The sequence below is a fragment of the Bacillus sp. FSL R5-0585 genome (assembly GCF_038004545.1).
GTDB lineage: Bacteria > Bacillota > Bacilli > Bacillales > Bacillaceae_G > Bacillus_A > Bacillus_A cereus.
In genome coordinates this window covers 907,042-929,891 of record NZ_JBBORJ010000001.1, presented here as the reverse complement: position 1 = coordinate 929,891, position 22,850 = coordinate 907,042, and the positions used below count along the sequence as shown (strand labels likewise).

Below are 22,850 nucleotides of genomic sequence, written 5' to 3'. Positions count from 1 at the left end.
AAATTTATAGATAAATAAAGTGCTAAATTGACTCTTATGCAGTAATTATCGTTTCATTTGTCTAAAAATTGAAAAAATATGTGTAGATAGATATCATTTAAAACACATATATAATTAATTTTAATTTTCCGACACGTTTTTTCACATAGTTCTTAAACTAGTTTTTTGCGTGCATTATGAAAAAAATTGTACCGTGTCAATCTTAAAAAATTATATATCATAACTTTAAGAGAGGAAGGAAAACTATGAAGATGAAACGAAAAATCATTATGACAACAGCACTTGCAGCAACATTAGCTACAGGTGCACTACCTACCACATCAGTGTTTGCTGCAGAAAAAGAGGCTCCTATCCAACAAAACAAGGAACAAATGAGTATTCAACCATTAGCACAAAATAATTTAGAAACAGCTGTTAATGCTGCCTTAAATGGTCCAGAAGTCAAAAAAATAAAAGTATTTGAGCATGAATTTAACGTAAAGGAAATAGAAGTAGTAAATCTAGGTGCAGGAAAAAAATATGTTAAGGGACAAATTTCTCATCATTTAAGTTTCCGTCCAGATGATCAATTTTATTATGAGTTTACTGTGCAAGATGGAAAAGTAGTAGATAAGCCTGTATTTAGTATTGATAGAGGTGGTTGGACACCATTTGCTGCTCCACTTTTATCAATTCTTGCTGCGTATAATGGAATTCCAGTTAATCCAAATGATTTAAATACACTTGGTCAGCAGATTGGTAAAGTTATAGATGGAAGCTGGGAACATGCAGCCCAATCTATCGCAACTGTAGTTAGTCTAAGTTTTAATGAGTAGAATTTTTCAATTTTTATTAGCATTGTAGGGATTCACTTTTTGTAATCAGCCTTGTTATAAGAGATTCTAAAACAGCTATTAATAAACTTTTACTACTCATTCACATTATTTTGATTTGTTTACCACCTTATCATTCATTATATGTCACAAAATAGAAGTCTTTTTTAAGGCTTCTGTTTTGTTTGTATACAATACGAGCAACGGTTGGTTTTTGGAGGCTATATTTCGATTTTTCAAGAATACGTTTGGCTATTAGGTACAATTCATAAAAACAAATTATTAAAGTCTCAAATAACTTACTCCCCCTGTTTTTAATTATTTTCAAATCCAAAAATTTATTACCTCAAGAATGAAAAACAATAAATATAGTAAAAACATCATCTAGCAATTGTTTAAAGATCAGGAGAGATAAAATGAAGAAAATAAAAATGAGAAATTTCATTAAAATTAGCATCCTCACTTGTATTACACTAGCAAGTTTAAGTACACCATCTACTCTTTTAGCTGATAGTCATCCAGGTTACTCCTATGAATCCAATATAGGATATCAAAATCCATCGTGGATGTCCAAAATAGAAGATTCAACAAAATTAAGTGAAATATCTATTCCAGGGACTCACGGTACAATGGCTTTACATGGAGCAAGCTTTCTTGATGAAAATTTGACAAGAAATCAAACTATGAGTCTATCCCAACAATTAAATTCTGGAATCCGATATGTAGATATGCGTGTTAAACGTGTAAAAGATTCTTTTGCAATGTATCATGGCATTGTAAATCAAAAAGCTGTGTTTGAAGATGTATTAAAAGAGACAATTCAATTTTTAAAAGAGCATCCAACAGAAACAATATTAATGCGCCTAAAAGAAGAAACTACTCCTGAAAGCGGCTCTCTATCATTTGAGGAGATATTTTTAAAATATAAAAACGTTAATGCTTCATATTTTTGGAATCCTAATTCCGTACCAACCTCAGATAGAAATAACCCTACTTTAGGAGATACCCGCGAGAAAATTGTAATCTTACAAAACTTTACATCTACTCAATTGTACGGCATTGATTACGAAAGTTTGAATATACAAGATAAATTTGAAATTGGAAGCGGACCAGACGAAATATATGCAAAATGGATTGCGATAAAAACCCATCTACAAAATACAAATACTAATTTTAATAATGGAAAAATTCATCTCAACCATTTTAGTGGTACGGGAGGCGCAGCAGCATTTTCAAATAATGTATATCCTTGGTTTGTTGCAAGCGGAAAAGAGAGCAGAAATACTGATAGTAGTCCTAAATTGATTCAAACGAATTCCACAAATGCATGGAGTGATTTCCCTCGCGATAGAAACGGACAAGTATACTATGGAGGAATGAATACACTTGGGACCGAACTCTTACAACAAGGCATAATTAAACATTCTGGTATCATCGCAGCTGATTTTCCTGGTCCAGGTTTAATTGATAGTATCATTAAATTAAATGGTATACATTCTAATGAAAAAGAAATATTAATTTCGCAAATATCATCTGAATCTTGTCCTTTATCCGGGCAACAAAATCGATCCAGTCAAAACTTTAAAATTGATAGTTTACCTGTAGGTACCAAAGAATTAAAATGGGTTATTGAGCCTTCAGAAAAAGATTATTCTTCTACTATCTCTTTCAATGTAATGATTGATGTTTCCCTAGGAATAGATTCTACTCGTTGGAAAAACATTTCACATGGATCTAGGACTGAAGCTTACACAAATACTAAATATTATATTGCAAGTCCAATGGGTGCCACTAACAAATTCACAGTGAAAATATACGCTATTACAAATTAGAAAATAAAGAATCCCAATGAAATTCCATTGGGATTCTTTTTTAATTTCATTTCGTAAACATTAGGATGGGGTTTAAATCTTATTGATTTATCATTTAAATCATAAGATAATTCATATTTGGAACAGCCCTTAATTTTTAAAAGAAAACCCAAAAATGTTAACTACCTTTTCCCACCTGTCACTTATTCAAAACTGGCTTCCAAAGCGATAAGGCAAAAATCCAATTTGAGTCGCCATTTCCTTGATGATCTTGAACTGCTTCATACACTTTTCCCTCATGTACTACTCTATCGCCTTTAGTATATGCTTTTCTTGCATCCCATTTTTCATATGTGGAATCCTCTGACTTTGTTGTTACAGTCAAAACATCACTTCTACTAGATTCATTTCCAGCTAAATCAACCGCCGTCACTACATATTTATACGATGTATTAGCCTTCAAATCTTTATCCATAAAGGATGTATTAGCCGCTGTCCCAATTTTATTCATAACCCCAGCGCTTTCTCTATATACAATATAATGGTCAACACCTACATTATCTTCAGACGGACTCCACATCAAATCAACAGTTTTCGCTGTTGTACCCATACTATGTAATCCTTTTGGTTGAGTTGGAGCCTCTATATCTGGGATTGCATGTGTTGTCTTAACCTTTAGTTTTTCACTTTCTTTTGATATGTTTCCAGCAGAGTCTAATGCCTTTATTGTATAGGTATATTCCGTATCTGCTTTTAGTTTTTTATCAATAAAAGTTGTACCTGGTACCGTATCAATTACTTCGCCATTACGTAACACTTGATATTCTTTTACACCTATATTATCAGTAGAAGCCTTCCATGTTATTTCAACACTATTGGCAGAAACTTTAGAGGCATTTAATTCAGTTGGTTGACTTGGAGCTACTGTATCGGGAGTTTCATTATTTACTAGATTTACATCAATTACATTATAAAACGCATTTGACGTATCTGCTACATCCCATACAGCTAAAATAACATGATAACCATTGCGATCAGTTGGTACATTAATTGTATGTGTTAAATTATTTGATGCGGCAGAACCATCATGTTTCACAGTTCCAATTGGTTCTAATTCAGCACGTGTTAATGGTTTATTAGGATCCCATCCCTTTTTTGTAATGTAATAATGCCATTTACTTGTAGGATGTGCAGCTGTATATTTCCATGTAAAGGTATTTGCTCCACCCTTAATCGTGTTTTTGAACCAGCGATTTGATGTTTGTTGGTCAAGAATTCCTCCAAACAGTCCTCCTGCCGAAGCGATTTTTCCATCAATCGGTCCCCCATCTGGGAATCCTTTAGGTGCTTCTAGGCTTTGAGGTTCGTACATTATATTTCCACAATTTAAATTCAATGCTCCATAATTCTGACTACATAAAGCAGCACGGCTACTTGGCTTTTCAACAAATCCATGTGCATAAGCACTTTGAGGAATCATAGTAATAGCCGTTACCCCTGCAGCTAAAACACAAGCACCAATTCCTTTTTTACTTTTTCTTAATCTTTCCAATTTAGATGTAAATTTCAAATTCATTCTTGTCCCCCCAATATATTATTGTTATCGCTAATATAATAGCAATATAGAGATAAACGAACAAATTACTAATAAATATACTAATACCTCTCATACATTGGTACGTTTATTATTATTTTTAATCTCATATAAAAATAAAATAAATACAATAAGTCTATTTTGTAACATTATGTTTTAAAAAAAGAATAAAAACTTCGTTTAATTTCACAAAAAATTCAAATATTAAAACAGATAATTAAATCATGTAGGAAAAATAATTTTTTTATATTACAAAAAAGCAAAAAAAGTCTGGAAGAAGCCGATTATATCCGTTTCTTCCAGACTTTCACTTCTTTTATAACACTCACAAATCCCTTAACCTTAAACATATACACTTGAGGTTAAAACCCACATAATCAATATAACCTATATGTTGACTAGCTTCTAAATGTTAAAATTCATAAATTAATAGTAACAGAACAATTAAAACAAGCCATTTAGCAATCACATATAATATTCTTACTAATTCAATCTAACGCTTAATTACTTATAAAATGACTTAAGGTATCTAGCTTAACTGTATTTTCTTTATTAATAACCATTGTCTATCCTGCATTTTCTTACTTTAAGCAGATTATCAAGAGATTGTTAATATTTAAGGAGAAAACCCATTTTTCATTATCATATTATAAAAATTTATTATATTATTTTTATCTAATAAGGCACAGAAACAACGGGTAAACTTCAGTGTGCTTGAGAAACGTTCTTAGGGTGAAACGTTTAAAGGGTACTTTAGTACTGAGTTTTTATTAAATGTTCCTGTACCTAATATTTAAATTAACGTATGTCAAAATATTTTACAATACGAGTGTTAAACGTTACATATTTCTATATAAAATGATACATTTCATCAGCACGCCTCCCTAATATTTATGCTAAATATAGAAAATTCAGCTCGTTAGGATTTAATTTTAAAATTCTTATAAAAGCATATGATAGATTAGGCACGTAATTGACACAAATTAATAGTCTATCTACTTTTTAATTACCTATAAAAACTCTATTACCGCTTTATTATTTACTCCTAAACCAAAGCACATCTATACCTACAATTTCTTAAAATTCTTTTAGATAATATTTCAAAAGAGTCGATAGTTTTATTTTTTTTATTTTTTTATTGTACATTTGTGCATTTGATGTTAGGATTATGCCTATTAAAATTGAATCCTAACGATTCTTCTTTATAATTTCCATATTTTAATTGTTAAATAAAAATATAGATTCTGATATATATTCAAAATCAGACCGAAAATATCTTTATTTTACAATGATGTCGTAGCATACCTTTAGAATGGAAAGATATATGCAACAACGTGTTAAGGGGTTACAGGAGGAACAAAAATGAGAGACTTTTTTGATGATAAGTACAAAAATATTGAATTAAAAAGGAGGTTAATCAATTTAATAAGTGAAATTAGCGAATTCAAAGGAAAATTAACTGCTTATCAGGAACAAAACCCTGACATATTTAATAGTTTAGAAAAAACTATACCACTACATTACATAAAAAATTTCACAACTATTTATGAGGATATAAAAGTTCCTAATAAAAGATTAAAAGAACTTATTTTAGATGATATAGTACCTCAAAATATTTCTGAAGATGCTATTTTTTGTTATTATCAAACACTTTCTTTTGTACATAAAAACTCCTGTACTTTATCAATTAATCCAGCAACTATACAGGAATTACATTTTCAACTAATACATTACCTTACCTCTGACAGTGCCAAATGGCGTGAAAAACCTTTTATTATTCCAGGTATTCCTGAGCATGGAATGCACTTGAATAGTTACCGCATTCTTCCGCATGAACTCATTCCACAGTTTATGGAGCAATTATGTGATCAATACAACTCATTAAATACTAGTAAGGGGCTACATTCACTTTTATTAATAGCTCGTTTTATATTAAATTTTTATTGCATAGTCCCTTTCAATCAAGGTAATAACAGGCTGGCATTTATGTTAATGCAATTGCTGTTAATTAAGAGTGGACATACATTTGTAAAATATGTATGTTTGGATAAATATATTAAGAAAAATGAATCTGATTATTACAATTCGATTTATAAATCTTCGGTCAATTGGTACTGCGAGGAACATAATAATAGCTTTTGGTTAAAAACGTTTTTAACAATTATATTAGAGGCTTACAAAGATCTTCATAACACAGTTCTAGATTCTATATGTAAACATACTAAAGTTGAGAGAATTCAAGATTTTATACTTAAACAAAAACAACCTTTTACTAAGGAGAGTATTCGTAACACTTATCCAGATATTGCAGAAAGTACAATCAGTAAGGCTTTAAATTCCTTGCAAGTGTTTGGCCATATTAAGCTAGTTACAAAAGGAAGAAACGCAACGTGGATTAAGATTTGACCATATTTTCAATACACATGAGGTTTAAAAATTCAATTATAACCTTATCATTGAATTTCATTTTAATTTTAAGCTAATATTACTTTTTTAGTTATTTCGAATTCCAACAAAACATTTTATAGGAAAAGGTCCGCTTTCCCCCGCCTTTTCCTATAATAAAATGAAATATAAACATAAAATAATTGTCGAAAAAAGTCTAATTTTAATATTTTTTCTTTATTTTCTGGTTGTAAGCGCTTCTATTTCATGTTACCATCTTAATCAAACAATAGATGGTCATAAAAATGAAAGTATTTCTTTCCCTTAGAAACATATAAACGTACGGTAATCTCAAGAAAATAAGGCCAAAGCAATATTTGATACCTACCAAAATAACTAATAGGAATTTTGCGCATATATTTTTCTGTTAATTCAGAAAAAAACATTTTGTCCCTAAACAAAATTTGTTAGCGCGCAAACTTTAATTACACTAGAACACCCAAATAAATATAATGTCTTTTTAATTGAGCATTAAGATATTAAAAAAGAATTCTTCCTACAAAATTCAGCTGATGAACTTAAAGACATCTAAATTACTACCTTAAACGCCATCTATTGTTGACAATATATTTATCAACTATGAAAAAGAGCCTATCAAGGGTTCTTTTTTGTGATAATCATTCAAATTTCAATTCTATCTTGGTACTTAGATTCCCCCACAAATCACCTCTACTTTTTTGCTCTCAATTATTAATTTCCGTTCCCAATTTGTTTAAATTTGTGAATAAAATTCCATCTTATAAAAATAATAAATATAACTAATCGTTATATATTAAAGAGGTGTCAATTTTGTCTTTAAATGAAGAGATCTTAGAAACTAAAACAGATAAAAACATTGAAAAGATCCAAACAAGTAACTTAAAAGAACTTAAAAATACATTAGATAACATCTTTGATATTAGTGCAGATTTAATTGAACACCCTTTGCAATTAAAAACAAACACGAATATTTTACTTTATTATTTTGAAGGCCTTACAGATGGTGTTGCATTAAAAGCCAATGTTGTTACACCATTATTACAAGAAGTAAATGAAGACAGTCAAATTTTTAATTCTAATATTATTGCTACTCATACAAAAATCGTATATACATGGAATGAAATTAAAGAAGGATTACTTGAGGGTCAATGTGTACTGTTTATGGAAGGAGAAAATCGGTCACTTCTAATAAATACAAAAGGCTGGGCAGAGAGAGCCATTCAAGAACCAATTTCAGAAGTTACTATTAAAGGCTCACATGATGGTTTTATTGAGAATGTCACAAAAAATATAGGCCTAATTCGTCGATATATTCCTTCTACAGAGTTAAAAATCAAAAAGCTGACGATTGGAGAACGAGCCACTTCTTTAGTCTATTTAATTTACTTAGGTGATGTAGCAAACGCAGATGTAGTCCAAGAAATAGAAACTAGAATCTGCAAAATCAAAACAGATGCGGTATTAAGTATTGGAGAGCTATCTAATTATACAAAAGATCAAAATTGGACTCCTTTTCCACAGGCTTATTTAAGCGAACGTCCAGACGCCATTTCAAACCATATACTTGATGGGAAAGTAGCGGTGTTAATGGATAGATCCCCTGGTGCTATGGTTGTTCCTATGAATTTGATTGGATTTTTTCAAACCCCAGATGACTATAATATTCATTGGCTCATTGCATCTTTTTTTCGCTTATTACGATTTGCAGGATTTATTATAGCTATTTTTTTACCCGCATTTTATATTGCTATAGTATCCTTTCACTTTGAGATCATTCCTATAGATTTATACACTTCTATTGCAACGTCAAGAGTTAAGGTCCCCTTCTCTCCCTTATTGGAAGCTTTTATAATGGAAATTACACTGGAAATGCTACGTGAAGCTGGTATTCGCTTACCACAACCTATTGGACAAACTATTGGTATTGTTGGAGGGATTGTAATTGGACAGGCGGCTGTTCAAGCTGGACTTGTGAGTAACGTTATGGTTATTATCGTATCTATTACAGCCATTGCATCATTTATTGTTTCTAATTATGATTTATCAAGTTCTATACGCCTTATTCGTTTTCCAATGATGTTATTGGCATACTTTTATGGGGTTGTAGGTATTGTTAGTGGATTAATGCTCTTATTTGCTCATTTTGTTTCACTGACTTCCTATGGTTCACCATACGGATTGCCAATCGCGCCATTTCGGCTTCAAGAGTTAAAAGATTCTTTTGTAAGGTTTCCTATTTCGATGATTACCACCCGTTCGAGTACTGGACAGCCGAAACAAGAAAAGAAAAAAGAAGGTGGTCCGCATGGGGAATCTTAAATTCAAAAATATAACTTTATTCGAATTTATTATTTTCATCCATTCGCTGCAACTTGCATCTGGTATGTTAATTATGCCAAGCCCACTTGCTACTACTGCTGGTACAGATGGCTGGATTTCAATCATTCTTGGATGGATGGTTACTTCTATAATCGGTGTATTTATTATATTAATGTTACAAAAAAATCCCAACAAAAATTTCTCGCAAATCTTAAAAACATACTTTGGTAAATGGCTAGGGACGATTCTTTTTCTTTTATATGCCTGTTATCTATTTTTTGCTGGCTTTAATACTTTATTAAAGGCAACTGATATTGTAAAAGTGTGGATATTCCCTTCCACTCCTACTTATCAAATCACCATATTATTACTATTACCTTTTATTATTTTAACCCTGAGTGGGTTAAGGGCCCTTACTAGTTATTCTATGCTTGTTTTCTTCTTCACTACTTGGATGCCACTATTTCTTCTGTTTTCACTAAAGACTAACTACACCCCTTTACACCTACTACCTATTTTTAAAGATGGATTATACCCTATTATAAAGGCAACAAAAGAAACCATTACACCTTATGCTGGCTTAGAAATTGCATATTATATATACCCGTTCTTACAAAAAAAACAAAAAGCCATAAAAGGACTACTAATAGCGAATACTGGAACTATGTTTTTCTATTTATATGTGACTATTCTTTCTTATATATACTTTAGTCCAGAGGGGATAAAAGACGTAATCTGGCCAGTATTTCATCTGTTAAAAGGGGTTCGTTTTTCTTTCATGGAAAGATTAGAAATTATATATATCGCTTACTACTTGATTGTATTTTCCACTACAATATATCCGTATTTATTTTTCAGTTTTGAATCTATGACCATATCACTTCAAAAAAACGCCCGAAATTGGGCGCTGCTTGCTTTTATGTTATTTATAGTTGGGCTATTTATTTTCCTAAATCCCGATGTGGATCAATATTTGTTTATATATTCTCTTATGGATATCTTAAATGTCATTTTCTTTATTCTTTTACCAATCTTATTTTTCGCTTACAGTATTCTTTTTACTTGGGTTACTAGGAGGAAACAACTTTGATTCGAAAATGGATATGGATTGTAATTTGTTGTGTGTATATAATTGGTTGTAGTCAGAGAGTTCCTCTTGAGAAGGTTTCATTAATCCTTTTAATTGGCTTGGATAGAACCTCTAATGGAGACATAAAAGTTGGAACAAGCATACCACTCTTTCATCATAAACAGTCAAAAAGTACTATAGAGCATTGGACACAAGCATCAACTGTATATACTGGATTCAGTAAGATAGATACAAAGTTAACGGGCTTTATGACAGCTTCCAAAGCTGAAATCATTTTAATTGGGAAAAAATTAGCGCAAGAAGCAAATTGGTTGCAGGAGCTTGATTCTTCTTACCGTGATCCTTACGCTACCATTAATGCTAAAGTAGTACTTGTAGATGGACCTGCAGAAGAAATTTTTAAAATTCACAAGCCTAGTAAACCATCACTTTCATCTTATATAAGTGGTGTAATTGAATCATCAATTCAAAATAACCAATCCGTCTCTTCTACAATTCAACAATTAATGAGAGAACAAAATGAAGAAGGAATGACGCAAACTGTTCCAATTATCAAAAAAACAAAGAATGAAATCGACACAGTAGGAATTGCATTTTTAAATCGAAAAGGGAAATATTTAACTCATATTCCTAAAAAAGATGTTAAATTTTTCAATCTTATAAATAAGCAAAAAAGTAGCGGGCGAATGATACTACACCTTGCGCTTCCTCCTAAAAAGTCCAGCAAGAAAACAAACACTTCTATCTTCGTACAGAACGCGACAAGGAAGGTAGTTGTTGCTTTCCAAAACGGAAAGTTTGTATTTAATCTCGATATATATGCTAATGTAGCTTTAATAGAAAAAACCAATGCGAATTTAATAAAGGGGCACTATGATAATAAAAAAAATGTAAATAATTTAGAAAGTGCTATTCAAAAAGAAGTTAATAAAAAGTTACAAAATATTTTAAATGAAATGCAGCAGAATAAAATTGATCCAATCGGATTATCCCTATATGCTAGAGCCTTTCAATATAAAGAGTGGAAAAAAGTAAAAGGTGATTGGTTGCAAGCATTAGCAGAGGCTAAAATAAATGTAAAGACACACGTTAAAATGAAAGATACTGGTACCATTAGAAATTAAAATAGACTAGTCTATTTTTCTGCTTAAAAGTCTTTCTAAGTGGTTTTCCATCTTCAATATTTATCATATAACAGATGCTAACTCAAAGAAAAATCTACTGGTTAAATGCTAACCAATAGATTTTTCTTTTTTATCTAAGGATTCTTTTAAAAGAACAACAATTTTACTACAGTAATCAAGAACAGGTTTCTAAATTAAGTTACTGGAGAATATATAACTCTGGCGCAATATCCCTACCAGCTTTCATTCCAATAATAACTCCATGATATAACGTCAAAGATGAAATCCCTCAACTTAGGTATTTGACTTTTTAAATTTATACAAATGTCTTAGCTCTATGTACTGTGATATATAGGTCCACATCAATATGTTATTGCATCATATACTGAACAGATAATTTAAATTACTTTTATAAAGGATGATGAGGATGAACCTAGAAGATATACAAAAATCCTATGGCGTAATTGTAAGTTTAGGAGGATTGTGTCAAGTCACCAACCAAATCAAAAGACACAATTTAAGAACATTTTCTGGACCTTTAGATTGGTTTTATTATCCATCACTTTCAGATGTAAACAGATTACTTCAAAATCGATTTAAAAAATTTATGAAGTTAGAAAATATGATTATAGAAGGTTCAGAAAGTTACGGTCTTATTGAATCAGAATTTGATAATCAAATTAAATGGGCAGAACGAATTACCTACTGTATAAAGGACACTTATTATAATTGTTTTTCAATGCATGATTTTCCTATTAATTCAGAAAAGGATTTGAAATCAACCTATCCTTCTTTTAAAGCTAAATTAGACACTAGAATTAATCAATTCCTTGAAAAAATAAATAGTAGTGAATCCATTTTATTCATTAGAATTTGGGGAAATCGAGATGAAGCGGTTGAATTACAAAACGTATTATCTAAAATTACAAATAAGGATTTTAATATCCTTATTTGTAATTTCAAGGAGGGTATATCTAATATTGTTGAACAAAATTGGGGAATATCGCGGGTTTGTTCAATTGAACTCCCACGTTATCAGGATAGATGGGAAGGTGATGATTCCGATTGGGATGTTATTTTAAACAAAATAACATTAACTTAATAATTTTCTTCTTTCTTTTAACATGATTTGGCCCGTAAAATCAAATAGGTGTAGAGAAATAAAATTCCTGTCTAATTGATACACACTTAATTAACAAAACGTTCATATAATAATTCGTAAGTCCTTCTTTATTGAATAAATAGTTCTTTACAAAATTAGTTCCATCACTAGAGCACCTTTATGCGGTGCTCTTTTTTGAATTTATAAAATGTAAAAATAGTTGTTCCATTTTCCTTCAAATGGCTAATTCCCTTTGTTATTCTTCTGTTGATTTCTGTATAATCATTTATGCGATCAGCATATTCTGCTTATGTAGTGCATTCACGACTACTTACTTCCATACTTTATCTTATATTTTGTCTTCTTGGATATTTCATTATAAGCTTCTTCAATTCCCTTGATTTCCTTCCCCTTCTTTTATCTTAAGAACAAGCAATTTCTTTCATTAATATTAAATAAACTAAAGCATAGATTTTAAAAGAACCTAATTTACATATAATTAATGATAAACTACAATGTGTATTCTCCACGTTTAATCAGCATCTGAATTATAAATCTAACATATTTTTTTTAGTTGATTGTCATTATGGTACAACCGTGTATACATTTACCAAACAAACTACATAGTTTAAATTAGTAAAATATATAGAGAGGAAGGAAATAAATCTATGAAAGTCATAATTTTGTGTGGCGGAAAAGGGCTTCGGATGCAAGGAATTTTAGAGGACATTCCCAAACCATTAGTTCGAGTTCAAGGAAAGCCTCTCCTCTTGCATATAATGAATTGGTATAGAAAATATGGACATTCTGATTTCATTTTGCCCTTAGGATATAAAGGTGAGAAAATTAAGGAATATTTTATGGACTTTAGCTGGAAAGAGAATGACTTTAGTTTGAATTTTAAAACCAGTCAATATACGCTACTTCAGAAATTAGAAAATTGGAATATACACTTTATAGATACAGGAATTGATACAATGACCGGGGCAAGACTAAAAAAACTTGAATCCTTTGTACAGGGTGAAACCTTTTTATTAACTTATGGTGACGGATTAGCCAATATAGATATTGATCAACTAATAGCATTCCATAAAGAAAAAGGAAAAATTGCTACATTAACTGGAATTAAAAAAAATAGTCAATACGGACTATTGGCGGTCGAAGATGGAATTGCTATTGATTTTAAAGAAAAACCATTACTTGATGAAGTAATTAATGGCGGTTTTTTTGTATTTAACAAAGAAATATTCAATTATTTAAGTAATAATGATGATTGTGTTCTAGAAGAAGATCCTCTTCGAAATTTAATAAAAGACAATGAGCTCGCAGTCTATGAACACAATGACTTTTGGGCTAGTGTCGATACACCTAAAGATTTAAAAACTGTAAATGAAAGTTGGAATCCAAATAAATTTTAGTGGAGAGGACTGAATAAGCATTGAACTCTAATGATAAAAAAATAAGTTTACCTCGATTGTATATCCCCTCTAATGAGAAAATAGTTAACCCACTTTCAACAGGAATTAAAGCTTCAAATCTCTCCAAAAAAAATACTCAAAAAAGAATTAATCCCCAATTCTATAATCAACAACATGATCTAAATAATCATTTCTGCGTCATTGTAGGTAGTGAGTATGTCTTGAAAATTATTGCTTTACAGCAATCATTAATGCAGTACTCAGAAAAATTCACATTGTGGATTTGTTGTATAGATCCTTTTGCATATTCACTATTAAAAGAAATGAGTTTAATTAATGTAAACCTTTTACAAGTTGAAGAATTAGAAGATCGTGAATTAAAAGCAATTAAGAGAAAAAGAAAAGTAAATGAATATTGTTGGACTTTAAAATCTGTCTTGATAGAATATCTATTGGTCAATTATGATTTACCATCTATTCTATATTGTGATGGTGATTTATGCTTTTTCTCTGACCCTAATATTATTTTTGAGGAATGGGGTGACCATTCTATTTTCCTAACCCCCCAAAGAGATCGTGATTGGGTAGAAAAAATGTATGGAAAATATCAGGCTGGTCTAATTGGATTTAAGAATGATCTCTATGGACTAAAAAGTGTAAGATGGTGGAAAAATAAATGTATAGATTGGTGCAGTGCCGAGGCTGAGGAGGGGAAATTTGGAGACCAAAAGTATTTAGATTATATCCCTATATATTTTCCAAAAGTAAAAATTTCAAATAACTTAGGTATAAATGCTGCGCCTTGGAACTGTATATATAATAACGATTATAAAATTGACAAGACTAAAAACGATATATTTATTGAAAACGACAAACTAGTTGTTTACCATTTTGCATGTATTACTATCTTTACTGAAAATGATTTTGATCTTTGGTCTTTGGGAGAAATTTCAATACCCAATAATATATTAAACCATATTTACACTCCGTATTTAGAGAGAATTCAATTTATTTTAAAGCAATTAAAGGATAAATTCAATAAAGATACTAAACAATTTTTAAGTAAAAAAGATATAAATAAAGCTCAAACTTTATATAAAGATTCACAATTAAGAAGAAAAATGAATCAATCCAATCATTTTATGAACTTTTCCATGATTATAAGTAAAGAACGATTAATTCAAGGATTGACCTCTTATTATTCCTTAGAAAATTTCAACGCTAAATTTACTATATGGATCTGTTGTATGGATGATTTAACGTATCAAATATTAGAGAAATTAAAATTAAAGCACGCCATACTAATTCCGGTCAAGGATATTGAAAATCATGAACTCCTCAGTATAAAAAATGATAGAAGTTTACAAGAATATTGTTGGACATTAAAAGCGCCCCTATGTCTACATGTCCTTAGTCTTTATCCGGAAGTTGATCACATTATATATTGTGATGCTGATATGTATTTCTTTACAGCACCTAATATCATTCTTAATGAGTGGTGGAAATACTCTGTATTCCTTTGCCCTCAAAGAAGCTCTACTGAAATTGAAAGCATACACGGTATATACCAAGCTGGTTTAGTAGGCTTCAAAAATGATCAAAATAGTAAAGAAATTTTAACATGGTGGAAAGATAAATGCCTAGAATATTGCAATAATCAATATGATGTTGAAATGAATAGATGGGGTGACCAAAAATATTTAAATCACATTCCTAACATCTTTTCTAATATAAAAATCATGACTCATAAAGGTATTGATGCAGCACCTTGGAATGTCATTTTAAATAGCAGTTCTATATCCAAAACAGATAATAAAGTTTTTATTGATCAAGATGAATTAATAGCTTTTCATTTTGGAAGTATGCAAATTATTAATCCAAATGAGTTTGATTTATGGAAACAAGAAACTTTAGAATTACCTCCAGCAGTTTTAAATTATATATACATTCCTTATATTGAACAATTGAACAAGACATGTCATACCCTTCATAATACTTTTCAAAAATCTCCCTCCTCTTTATTTGCTGACCAAATTGATACAACAACAATAAAAAATTATTTTAAATACCCCTCCCCTCATCACAATTAAGACTGATACTTTCCTTATTTAAAAATAAATCTATTTATTTCAGCAACTAAAAATACATCTTAATAAAGGATAGATTATCACTATGATTGCTTCATTTAAAAATAAAACTTTCCTTATTACTGGTGGATACGGTTTTATTGGTTCTCACTTGGCACGAAGACTTTTAAATTTACAAGCAAAAATTGTTCTTTTCATAAGAACACCATCAAACTCTTGGAGACTAGAGGATATTCTAAAATATATTGAAACCTATGAAATAGATATACGAGATAAAAAACAAGTACAAGATGCAATAAAGAAAATTAATCCCGATTATATCTTTCACCTGGCAGCCTATGGTGTAAATTCTGCCCATACAGATTACATCCATGCTATAGAAACAAATGTTATAGGGACTTGTAACATTATTCAAGCAGCAAAATTGGTGAATTGTAAAAAAATCATCAATTTTGGGAGTAGTTCTGAATACGGTAACAAGATGGAACCTATTCATGAAAATATGTTACTAACTCCTGTGGACATCTATGGAAGTACCAAAGCTGCTGCTACTATACTCGCCCATCAAATTGCTAGCGAAAACAATACTAATCTTATAACATTAAGACCTTTTGGCATATTCGGAGAAGGCGAAGAGCCGCATAAAATTTTTAGCTATATAATCTTGCGAGTATTACAAAACAAAGATGTAAATTTAACTTTATGTAATCAATTAAGAGATTATTGTTATATAGAAAATGTAATAGATGCCTGTATCCTAGCAGTAGAAAATACTACTATACAAAATGAAATCTTTAATATTGGGAGCGGCACTATTCACCCCTTGAAACATTATGTAGAATTATTATTCAAACATTTGAAAACCAATTCCAGACCAAATTACGGTGCAATTTCCTCTAGAACAAATGAAAGATGGGTTCCTGAAGCGGATGTGCAAAAAATAAAAAACTCTCTTTCCTGGGAACCTAGAATTAATATTGAAGAAGGAATTATAAAAACTATTAATTGGTATAAAAATAATAAACATTTATACCTAACCCCCTAAAAATAGGGTACTAAAGGAGGTGGACTAATTGTTAAACCAAAACTTTAATAATGCTTTTTACGGAAAAAGAATTTTAATTACTGGACATACTGGTTTTAAAGGTTCTTGGTTATCCCTATGGTTGAATGAATTAGGTGCTACTGTAATCGGATATTCATTAGATCCTAAAAATAAAAATGATAACTTTAACATTACTAACCTTCAAAATAATATAATTGATATTCGTGGAGACATTAGAGATTTTAATAAATTAAATAAGGTTTTTACAGATTATAAACCTGAAATTGTATTCCATTTAGCTGCCCAACCTTTAGTTAAGTATTCATATGAATATCCTAGGGAAACATACGAGGTAAACGTTGTAGGAACTATGAATGTACTAGAGGCAATTCGATTACATGAATCAGCTAAAATAGGAATTATGGTGACAAGTGACAAGTGCTATGAAAATAAAGAATGGCCTTGGGGTTATCGTGAAATTGACCCTATGGGCGGCCATGACATATATAGCTCAAGCAAAGGATGTTGCGAACTTTTAATTTCTTCCTATCGTAATTCTTACTTTTCAGAAGAAAAATTTTCTCAACACAAGAAAATAATTGCAAGTGTTCGAGCTGGTAATGTAATTGGTGGTGGTGATTGGTCAATAGATAGAATTATTCCCGATTGTATACGAGCATTAGAATCAAACAAAAAGATTATTATTAGAAATCCTACTGCTATTAGACCCTGGCAACATGTACTAGAACCTTTAAGCGGGTATTTACTCCTTACAGAAAAAATTATAAATAATGGTATCCTTTTTTCAGGAGCATGGAACTTCGGGCCATCCCTAAACAATATTGTTTCAGTAGAAAAATTAGTGACCAGTTTACTAGATATTTGGGGCTGCGGGGATTGGACAGCAGAAAATATAGGTCCAATAAATTTTCATGAAGCAAATTTACTAAACCTTGACATTAGCAAAGCAAAATTCAATCTTAATTGGCAGCCAAAATGGTCCCTACAACAGACTTTAGAAAATACAATAGAATGGTATAAACATTATAATTCTTACACCAGTTCTGAGATGATAAATCTATGTATTAGCCAAATCAAACAATATTGCATGCTTTGAACTACTCCCACTTCCCCATACTTGCTGTGAGTTCCTTATGGAGGGAGTCTTCTTGGTTAAAATAATAAAAGATACATTAATTTTTATAGTCTAAATTATAAACCTACTATACCTAAAATTATGTGATTGTCCATTAACAAAGATTTTATTTCTTCGGTTATTTCAAATCAACTATTGACATTATACTTAAGAATAAAGGAATCACATATTTTTTTAGTGATTCCCTTGTTCTGAGAAAATAATGTCTTGCTTTAACGACAATACAGTATATGCGATTATTAATTTATTTGTTCTAGTTATGAAAAAATCTATTCCTGTCAAAAGAGCTTTCTTCAAAGAAAAACTTCCTATTTTCTTCTACTTATCCTACCCGAAAAGTAACTAAGATGAAAATTTTGATAATTATATCTACTATTATAGAATTATCCCCTTCTTGTAGCTATTCCACTAAAGTTCATGCTTATATATTGATTCTCTGATTTATTATCACCAATGTTGATGAATTCATGCATTGCTTATTCTATACACAAATTGCTTTTTGAATTATCTTTTTAGAATAAGTAAAGAAGGATTTCTCTTTTATGCACTTCTTCCCTACCAGTCTTTAACTTGTCTTTAATCAACAATAAGAACAAATCTTCAATATAGTACCTCTTCTGTAAAACAAAACCATAAGTAAGATAATTTCACTATTACAAATAATGAGATGTTCTGTTTCACCTTTTTACATTATCTAAAAAAAGAACTTGTAGGAATTCTTACAAGTTTTTTTTGTTTTCTTTATTCTCTTCTTATTTACATACGCAAGATTTATATATTTGGTGTTGATACATACTATATGTATCCGATAAAATAATTTGAAAATTAATACGTAATTAATCCGTTTTAAGAAAAGGAAATTTCATAAATCTTCAATCACAGTTTCTAAGTTCACCTGATAGAACGTATAAAGACTCATATCATCTTTTGATAATTTTTGAATGCTTTATTCTAAGTATATTCGACACGAATTGATTATTTTTTATGAATTTTCTTGAAAAATATTGTAATATCACTCCATTTTTTCTTCTATTTTGTTATGATGTTTATAATTAAATTAGATTAGGATTTTTTTAGAAAATGGGGGCGTATATTATGAGTGTCTCAGTAAAAGGAAATGAGCAATTAACCTCTCTATTGAACGACTGGTATCGATCTATGCTATCTCAGCAAGTTATAAAAGCTACTAATCTAAAAAAGAAAATTGATGAAAAAATTAATAAGTTAAGCATTGAACCGGATCAAGAGCATCAGGATCAAAATTTGTTACTATACTATTCACTACTCGAATTTCGTTACAAGGTCTTAACAGATAGCCTTGGTATTCAACAAAATAGTTTTGATACTATTAGCGATTATGATATGCCTACAGATCAATTTCTACAATTCTATTATCATTTTTTCAAATCCATTCATTCCACTTTTATATCAAATTATACTGAGGCAGAGGAACATTATAAACTAGCAGAAAAAATATTGGTAGCTATACCAGATGAAATTGAACATGCTGAATTTTACTATAGAATTGCTACTTTCTATCACCATACCTATAACAATCTCGCTTCTATCGAATACGCAAATAAATCGAGAGCAATCTTTTCAAAGTACGAAGGTTATGAAGTAAAAACAGCCTTTTGTAATAGTTTGCTAGGTGGTTGCTGCATCTATTTAAAACAGTACGAACAAGCAGAAGAATATCTACATTGTGCAATTGATTTACTACAAAAAAATAGGGAAGAAGATTCCTTATTATACGTAAAAAATACTATGGGGTGGCTGTATTCTGATCAAAGTATGTCTACTTTAGCTATTCGTCACCTTTCAGAAGTAACAGAGAAAATCCCTACACACTTCAAGGCTATCTTCCTACAAGCTAAGGAACATTATAAGTTAGGAGAACAATCAATGGCCGGCCAACTCATTGATAAGGGACTACAAATTTGCAGAGAAATTCATAACGAAGAATACACACACCACTTCTCTATTTTAAAAAAATTAAACGAAAATATTCCATTGGAAGAATTAGAAAAAATCATTCAAGAAGGAATCTTATACTTTGAGGAAGAAGAATTATGGGAATATGTTGTCGAATACGCCGAATTATTTGCCACAAAATGTAGACAATTAGAGAACCACCAAAAAGTAAGTGACTATTTCCATATTTGTTATCAAGCAAGACAAAAATCAATCGCAAAAGGAGTGTTAAAATAATGAAAAAAATTAGCTTATTATTATCAGGCATTGCTTTTATTGGGGTATTAACGGTGGGAATTTTTCAGTTTTCTAAAACAGATCAACTTGCTACTCATGGGCATTATCCTGCTCCTTCATATAGTGTTGGCGATTATGGTGGTGCACCACCACAAATTTAATGTAAATGTATTTAAAAACCCTCCAAATGGAGGGTTTTTAAATGGCTTATCTGCCTGTTCAATACGCATAGAGAGTACATATTATACTTATTTACTATGTTATAAGATTTTTCATTTCCACTCTGTAACAAGATTCTAGCATTCTCTCCTAGAATCTCAACTTAAATCTTAAATCCACCAATTAACTCTTGAAGTTCTTCCGCCATCTGTGCTAATTGTATTGCTGAAGAATTTATCTCTTCCATAGAAGCATGTTGTTCCTCAGATGAACCAGCTATCGTTTGCATACTTGAAGAATTTTCTTTTACAGCCATAGCTATTTGATCAATCGATGTATCAACTTTCATTGCATCAGTTGTCATTTTATTTGATAGTTCTACCATACCATGCACTTTTGATACAATATCATTTGCAGATTTTGAAATCTCATAAAAACTTTGTTTTGTATCGTTAGCAACCTTAATTCCCGACTGTACTTCTACGCCTACTTCATTCATAGCTTTTACAGTCTCATGTACGTCTGCTTGTATTTCCTTAATTAAACTTCCAATTTCCATTGAAGATTCGGATGATTGCTCCGCCAACTTTCTAACTTCATCAGCAACAATTGCAAACCCTCTCCCCTGTTCCCCAGCTCTAGCTGCTTCAATCGCTGCATTTAATGCTAATAAATTTGTTTGTTCCGCAATATTTTGAATCGCTTCTAATATACTGCCAATTTGCTGTGATTTCTTATCTAATAATTTTATGACATTATCGGATTGAGAAACAGAGTGATGGATAGACTGCATTTGTGTTACAGTTTGTTCTACTAATTGTTCACCTTCATTTGCTTTTTGTTTAGTGTATATGGATGAAGCCGATACTTCAGAAGCATTCTCAGCTACGTATTGAATATTTCGTGTTACCTCACCAATTAATTCAGCTCCAGACTCAACTTCATTATTTTGAACCTCTGCACTGTTCGAGATTTCTTCCATCTCTTTTGTAATTTGTTCTGTCGCAACACTTGCTTGCTCTACACTAGCAGTTAGTTCCTCAGAAGACGCAGCTACATGTCCTGCAGATGTGTTAATTTGAGAAATAATATTACGTAACGACTCTGCCATTGTATTGAAACTACCACCTAATTGCCCAAGTTCATCCTTTGAACGAATATCTATTTTCTCGGTTAAATCTCCTTGACTAATTCTTTGAGCTGAAATGACTAATTGTCTTAGTGGAGTAATAATAGATCTAAGTATGAATAGAATTACAATTCCACCTAACAATAATGAAGCACCTATTATAGTGAGCGTTTTATAAAAAATAGGATTGGTAGCTTCTTCAATTTCTTTCGTAGGCATTACGCCAGCTATTTTCCAACCTGTTTTTTTATTTGTCTTAAAGCTTATGTTTCGATCTTCACCATTGAGGCTATAAGTAATTACTCCATCTTCTGTCTTGTACAATTCATCCACTAAAGTTTTATCTAATTTCTCTCCAGGTTTTAGTGATGGATGAACAACTATAGTTTTATCTTGACTAACTATAGATACAAATCCTTGCTTCCCAATTTTTATCATTTTGGATGTTTTTACGATATCTTTAATATTCAAATCTACGCCAATGACACCACTTTTATCTGCATTCTGCTTTGCAATTGCAATTACCATATTTCCTGTAGACTTTGATTTATATGGAGATGAAACAATAATCTCTCCATCTGCTTTTACTGCATCCTTATACCAACTGCTTTCTAGCGGATTAAACCCTTCTGGTATTTTCCCAACAGGTGCATGAATAAATTGATTGTTACTGGATGCCGTATAAATTGTTTCTATCTCTGGATGTAACTGTATATATTGATCAAATTTATTCTGTACATTTTGCGATTGTTCAGGATTATAATCCCCTTGTGTGAGTACCTTTGCAAAATGAGTGATATCTGTATGCTTATTTTCTAATTCATCATCAACAATCTTATCTAAAATACTTATATTATCTTTTGCTGATTGTAGAATTGTTTCATTAAGATCTGTTTTTGCTTTATTATAAGATGATACTCCTACGATAAGGCTTGGTATAATTAATATTGCTATAAATGCCATAGACAACTTCGTTTTAAGCTTTATTTGCCCCAATCTTTCTTTTATATTAAACACTAGCTACTTCTCCTTTTCATTTTTACTACTTATATAGTTTATTTAAATTTTTCTCCTTTACTTTTCCACATTCATTTATGGTACCATACGAAATGAAACTACAATTACATCCTATTATCCATACTTTATAATTTAGAGATTTAATTTTCACAGACAGAGTTTTATCTGTCCTCCTTTCGAATATGTTATTTTTCTAGATTCAGCAATTATTAGACTACGAATTATTCCAAATAAACTTGATGCAACATATACTTCATTTAAAAAATAATTATTGGATTTGTTTGGATAAAAATCTAGTTTAGCGCTAATCCAATCGGATGAAATTCTTACCATAATACATTCACTAAACATA

Annotated in this window: 15 protein-coding genes; 13 read left to right on the top strand and 2 right to left on the bottom strand. The window is 30.7% G+C overall.

Annotated elements, in window-relative coordinates; translation table 11 throughout:
* Nucleotides 1-245: 245 nt before the first annotated feature.
* The gene (locus tag MKY38_RS04815) at nucleotides 246-815 is read left to right on the top strand and encodes a hypothetical protein (RefSeq protein WP_025708912.1); all 570 of its coding nucleotides are present in this window, start codon (nucleotides 246-248) and stop codon (nucleotides 813-815) included.
* 413 nt (nucleotides 816-1,228) lie between these two features.
* A complete protein-coding gene (locus MKY38_RS04810; RefSeq protein WP_065224156.1) occupies nucleotides 1,229-2,644 on the top strand; it encodes a phosphatidylinositol-specific phospholipase C in 1,416 nt (471 codons plus the stop codon).
* A 178-nt stretch (nucleotides 2,645-2,822) separates the two neighbouring features.
* Here the strand turns inward: MKY38_RS04810 and MKY38_RS04805 are convergent, their stop codons facing one another.
* Complete coding sequence (locus MKY38_RS04805) at nucleotides 2,823-4,199, bottom strand: lytic polysaccharide monooxygenase (RefSeq protein ID WP_048535908.1); 1,377 nt, start codon at nucleotides 4,197-4,199, stop codon at nucleotides 2,823-2,825.
* Nucleotides 4,200-5,579: 1,380 nt separating this feature from the next.
* On the opposite strand from MKY38_RS04805, the gene MKY38_RS04800 reads away from it, so the two are divergent.
* From MKY38_RS04800 to MKY38_RS04750, 11 genes are all read left to right on the top strand, one after another.
* Nucleotides 5,580-6,623 carry a Fic family protein gene (locus MKY38_RS04800; RefSeq protein ID WP_025708915.1) on the top strand — a complete coding sequence of 348 codons (1,044 nt, stop codon included), beginning with the start codon at nucleotides 5,580-5,582 and terminating at the stop codon, nucleotides 6,621-6,623.
* An 828-nt stretch (nucleotides 6,624-7,451) separates the two neighbouring features.
* Nucleotides 7,452-8,960, top strand: a complete 1,509-nt coding sequence (locus MKY38_RS04795; protein WP_025708916.1) for a spore germination protein — start codon at nucleotides 7,452-7,454, stop codon at nucleotides 8,958-8,960.
* Nucleotides 8,947-10,050, top strand: a complete 1,104-nt coding sequence (locus MKY38_RS04790) for a GerAB/ArcD/ProY family transporter (RefSeq protein ID WP_025708917.1) — start codon at nucleotides 8,947-8,949, stop codon at nucleotides 10,048-10,050. Before MKY38_RS04795 ends, MKY38_RS04790 begins: the two co-directional genes overlap by 14 nt.
* Complete coding sequence (locus MKY38_RS04785) at nucleotides 10,047-11,174, top strand: Ger(x)C family spore germination protein (protein WP_065224155.1); 1,128 nt, start codon at nucleotides 10,047-10,049, stop codon at nucleotides 11,172-11,174. Before MKY38_RS04790 ends, MKY38_RS04785 begins: the two co-directional genes overlap by 4 nt.
* A 427-nt stretch (nucleotides 11,175-11,601) precedes the next feature.
* The gene (locus MKY38_RS04780) at nucleotides 11,602-12,276 is read left to right on the top strand and encodes a papain-like cysteine peptidase (RefSeq protein ID WP_341048232.1); all 675 of its coding nucleotides are present in this window, start codon (nucleotides 11,602-11,604) and stop codon (nucleotides 12,274-12,276) included.
* Between the two features lie 668 nt (nucleotides 12,277-12,944).
* Entirely contained in the window at nucleotides 12,945-13,694 is a 750-nt protein-coding gene (locus tag MKY38_RS04775; RefSeq protein WP_000864434.1) for a sugar phosphate nucleotidyltransferase, read from the top strand.
* Between the two features lie 20 nt (nucleotides 13,695-13,714).
* The gene (locus MKY38_RS04770; protein ID WP_341048230.1) at nucleotides 13,715-15,784 is read left to right on the top strand and encodes a glycosyl transferase; all 2,070 of its coding nucleotides are present in this window, start codon (nucleotides 13,715-13,717) and stop codon (nucleotides 15,782-15,784) included.
* Between the two features lie 82 nt (nucleotides 15,785-15,866).
* On the top strand, nucleotides 15,867-16,826 hold the full coding sequence (locus MKY38_RS04765; RefSeq protein ID WP_025708921.1) for an NAD-dependent epimerase/dehydratase family protein: 960 nt from the start codon (nucleotides 15,867-15,869) through the stop codon (nucleotides 16,824-16,826).
* A 28-nt stretch (nucleotides 16,827-16,854) separates the two neighbouring features.
* Nucleotides 16,855-17,943, top strand: coding sequence for a CDP-glucose 4,6-dehydratase (rfbG, locus tag MKY38_RS04760; RefSeq protein ID WP_025708923.1), 1,089 nt, complete (start codon nucleotides 16,855-16,857; stop codon nucleotides 17,941-17,943).
* A 1,134-nt stretch (nucleotides 17,944-19,077) separates the two neighbouring features.
* Complete coding sequence (locus tag MKY38_RS04755; RefSeq protein ID WP_025708925.1) at nucleotides 19,078-20,193, top strand: Rap family tetratricopeptide repeat protein; 1,116 nt, start codon at nucleotides 19,078-19,080, stop codon at nucleotides 20,191-20,193.
* Complete coding sequence (locus tag MKY38_RS04750; protein ID WP_000724107.1) at nucleotides 20,193-20,354, top strand: hypothetical protein; 162 nt, start codon at nucleotides 20,193-20,195, stop codon at nucleotides 20,352-20,354. Before MKY38_RS04755 ends, MKY38_RS04750 begins: the two co-directional genes overlap by 1 nt.
* Before the next feature lie 161 nt (nucleotides 20,355-20,515).
* Here the strand turns inward: MKY38_RS04750 and MKY38_RS04745 are convergent, their stop codons facing one another.
* Nucleotides 20,516-22,498 carry a methyl-accepting chemotaxis protein gene (locus tag MKY38_RS04745; protein WP_065224151.1) on the bottom strand — a complete coding sequence of 661 codons (1,983 nt, stop codon included), beginning with the start codon at nucleotides 22,496-22,498 and terminating at the stop codon, nucleotides 20,516-20,518.
* Between the last annotated feature and the right edge of the window lie 352 nt (nucleotides 22,499-22,850).

What these genes read in the sequence shown, in the direction of transcription:
- MKY38_RS04755 (WP_025708925.1), top strand. Translation starts at nt 19,078, where the DNA reads ATGAGTGTCTCAGTAAAAGGAAATGAGCAATTAACCTCTCTATTGAAC.
- MKY38_RS04790 (WP_025708917.1), top strand. Translation starts at nt 8,947, where the DNA reads ATGGGGAATCTTAAATTCAAAAATATAACTTTATTCGAATTTATTATT.
- MKY38_RS04815 (WP_025708912.1), top strand. Translation starts at nt 246, where the DNA reads ATGAAGATGAAACGAAAAATCATTATGACAACAGCACTTGCAGCAACA.
- MKY38_RS04780 (WP_341048232.1), top strand. Translation starts at nt 11,602, where the DNA reads ATGAACCTAGAAGATATACAAAAATCCTATGGCGTAATTGTAAGTTTA.
- MKY38_RS04810 (WP_065224156.1), top strand. Translation starts at nt 1,229, where the DNA reads ATGAAGAAAATAAAAATGAGAAATTTCATTAAAATTAGCATCCTCACT.
- MKY38_RS04800 (WP_025708915.1), top strand. Translation starts at nt 5,580, where the DNA reads ATGAGAGACTTTTTTGATGATAAGTACAAAAATATTGAATTAAAAAGG.
- MKY38_RS04805 (WP_048535908.1), bottom strand. Translation starts at nt 4,199, where the DNA reads ATGAATTTGAAATTTACATCTAAATTGGAAAGATTAAGAAAAAGTAAA.
- MKY38_RS04775 (WP_000864434.1), top strand. Translation starts at nt 12,945, where the DNA reads ATGAAAGTCATAATTTTGTGTGGCGGAAAAGGGCTTCGGATGCAAGGA.
- MKY38_RS04765 (WP_025708921.1), top strand. Translation starts at nt 15,867, where the DNA reads ATGATTGCTTCATTTAAAAATAAAACTTTCCTTATTACTGGTGGATAC.
- MKY38_RS04750 (WP_000724107.1), top strand. Translation starts at nt 20,193, where the DNA reads ATGAAAAAAATTAGCTTATTATTATCAGGCATTGCTTTTATTGGGGTA.